This window comes from Phaeobacter sp. SYSU ZJ3003 (genome assembly GCF_041300735.1).
GTDB lineage: Bacteria > Pseudomonadota > Alphaproteobacteria > Rhodobacterales > Rhodobacteraceae > Phycobacter > Phycobacter gallaeciensis_A.
In genome coordinates, this window is the sequence record NZ_PXNU01000122.1 from 1 (window position 1) to 2,167 (window position 2,167).

A 2,167-nucleotide genomic window follows, 5' to 3' on the forward strand; every position below is an offset into this window, starting at 1 on the left:
ATGGCCGGGCCCGCCAAAAGCGCAGCGTGAAATCGAATGCAGGCGACAACTACCTTGACGAACACCGCACCCAACCAAACGGCATATCGTTGGCGATGCTCACGATGGCAGCCTGACCTTCGCCAACCCATTCATAGAACTGGGATTCCCCTCGCAGAGCTTCCTCAAGGGTAAATTCCATCCCCAAGCAGTTCTCAAACCGTTGGGCCGCACGTTTCAGCTCCCCGACCGTGGCAATATGCCGGAATCGAGCATCTACAAGGTAAGGGGCAGGACAACGAGCCTCAGCCTGCATACTATCCAGAATCTTCCGAGGTGATGTTCCACGTTCCAGCCTTTCCCCAACCTCACGCCACACCCCCGCATCAGGTTGGCCACCGTGCATCCAGCGAATGGCTTCTACAAACCGCCCTGTTCCAACATGCTCGCCGAAACGACTGGCAATCCCGATGGTTCGCAGTTCTGGTGGCAGATTCTTCAACACCCGATACAGCTCACAGATTGGAACCGGCGATGATGCGATTTCACGGATAGCACCAACGTTCTCAGCCAAGAACCCGTACCAGAACCAGTAGAATTCTGCTGGATGGCCAAGTTCATCACAGCGGCCAAGCAAGGTAAGGAATCCACTGGGACAGGAACCATAGGCATCAGCAATCAAGGACTTTGCAGAATCCGTGAGCAACCGTGCAAACCATTCATCCCCAACAGCGGGTTCATCAAGGCGACTACCGGCAGCCAGAACAGCATTCCACACCTGCCGCCGATGGGGTTCAGCAAGGATGTAGGCCACCGCACGTTCATCACGGACCACAGGTGCAATCCTTGGAAACAAGGGACCCGCAAGATAGCGGACAAGGGAATCGTGGTTCCCCGCTGAGCAAAGATCCACCAATGAACAAAAACTTGTATTACTTTTGCAAGACTTGTTGCCGCCCAAGATGCCCCCACGTGATTACATTGTGACAAGCACATAGCTGACGCCGTTGCAGCAATCCAGGACCATCCCGGACCGCAAACTCTCCTCGGACATAGCCCGCTAGAATATCCCTGAGAGCCGCTGTACCAGGCGTACATACCGGGATTGGCATTTTTGGCACCCTACCCACCCCAGAACCAAAAACTGCGATTTTTGAGCCAAAAACGACCATCTTGCCCCAGCAATGATAAATAGTTTTGCCGCACGAGATGGAGGGCAAGGCAATGACATTGTTACAACGAACGGCAAACACCCTGATAAAACACGGACTGTGCGACGGTTATCCGGATTTCAGCCAACGGTTCTGTAAGCGAACCCCAAACTTCTTCTACCGACAAAGGTTCTACGGGAGAGATTTTCCAACAGATGCTTTGCTGGAGTGCTTGTTCAAAATCCGAGAGGTGAATGCCAGCTACGACAGGTTCGCTACAATATTTGAAACTGAAATAAGCGAACTGGCAAAAATTGAAAAAGAATTATCTGAGGAGATAGTTAAAAGATTGAAATTATCAGATTGGCGGAGAGCGAAATACTTGGCCTCACTGTTGGAATTACCTTGACAATTCTTTTGAGATTTGAGATAATTCCCGCACTGATGCGAGAAAAAGATTACTAAAGCCTCCACGGTAACGCACCAGGTTCTGCCAAAGTAATCATTATTTTTTCTCAACCCTTACTTCGCGGTAAGGGTAAGTGTTAAACATGTGTATATGATAAACAACATCATACTCACAAGATGGCAACACAATACTCACATCAGTGAAACAACTTTAATCAACATAGTAGGGAAATAATCATGAGATTATCCAGAACTATACCAACAAAGAGAAACTACAATGAAAGCAAAGATACAGCAAATAAACACCAAAGATGAAACAGTAATACCTTTCACTCCTCAATGGGCATCAAGAAAAGCAGAGGCGAACCTATATATCGCATCAGCTGTTCAGCACATGAGAACAACTGAGAACATTGATGGCAGAACTTATTCTATAACTGCTCACACGGATGTAAGGCAAAGAGGGGCAAAAGATTACCTATCAAATAAATACATCTGCATATCTCTCTATAAAGCCATCTCATCGTTCATCGCATCCACCTATCAAGGCGAGAAAGCAGAGAGGGGATGTCCCTGTTGATGTTGAACTTTGCTTGAAGGGTGGCGTTGCTTTCCCTGAGCCGTAGGCT

The 2,167-nt window shown here is 48.4% G+C and carries 3 protein-coding genes; 2 read left to right on the top strand and 1 reads right to left on the bottom strand.

The window, feature by feature from the left end; all coding sequences use genetic code 11:
• Positions 1–49 precede the first annotated feature (49 nt).
• Positions 50–814, bottom strand: a complete 765-nt coding sequence (locus C6W91_RS20945) for a hypothetical protein (RefSeq protein WP_370571585.1) — start codon at positions 812–814, stop codon at positions 50–52.
• Positions 815–1,203: 389 nt separating this feature from the next.
• Here C6W91_RS20945 and C6W91_RS20950 point away from each other — a divergent pair, with 389 nt between their 5' ends.
• Together C6W91_RS20950 and C6W91_RS20955 are read left to right on the top strand one after the other, a co-directional pair.
• On the top strand, positions 1,204–1,539 hold the full coding sequence (locus C6W91_RS20950) for a hypothetical protein (RefSeq protein ID WP_347511130.1): 336 nt from the start codon (positions 1,204–1,206) through the stop codon (positions 1,537–1,539).
• A gap of 276 nt (positions 1,540–1,815) precedes the next feature.
• Positions 1,816–2,118, top strand: coding sequence for a hypothetical protein (locus C6W91_RS20955; RefSeq protein ID WP_370571586.1), 303 nt, complete (start codon positions 1,816–1,818; stop codon positions 2,116–2,118).
• Positions 2,119–2,167: the final 49 nt, after the last annotated feature.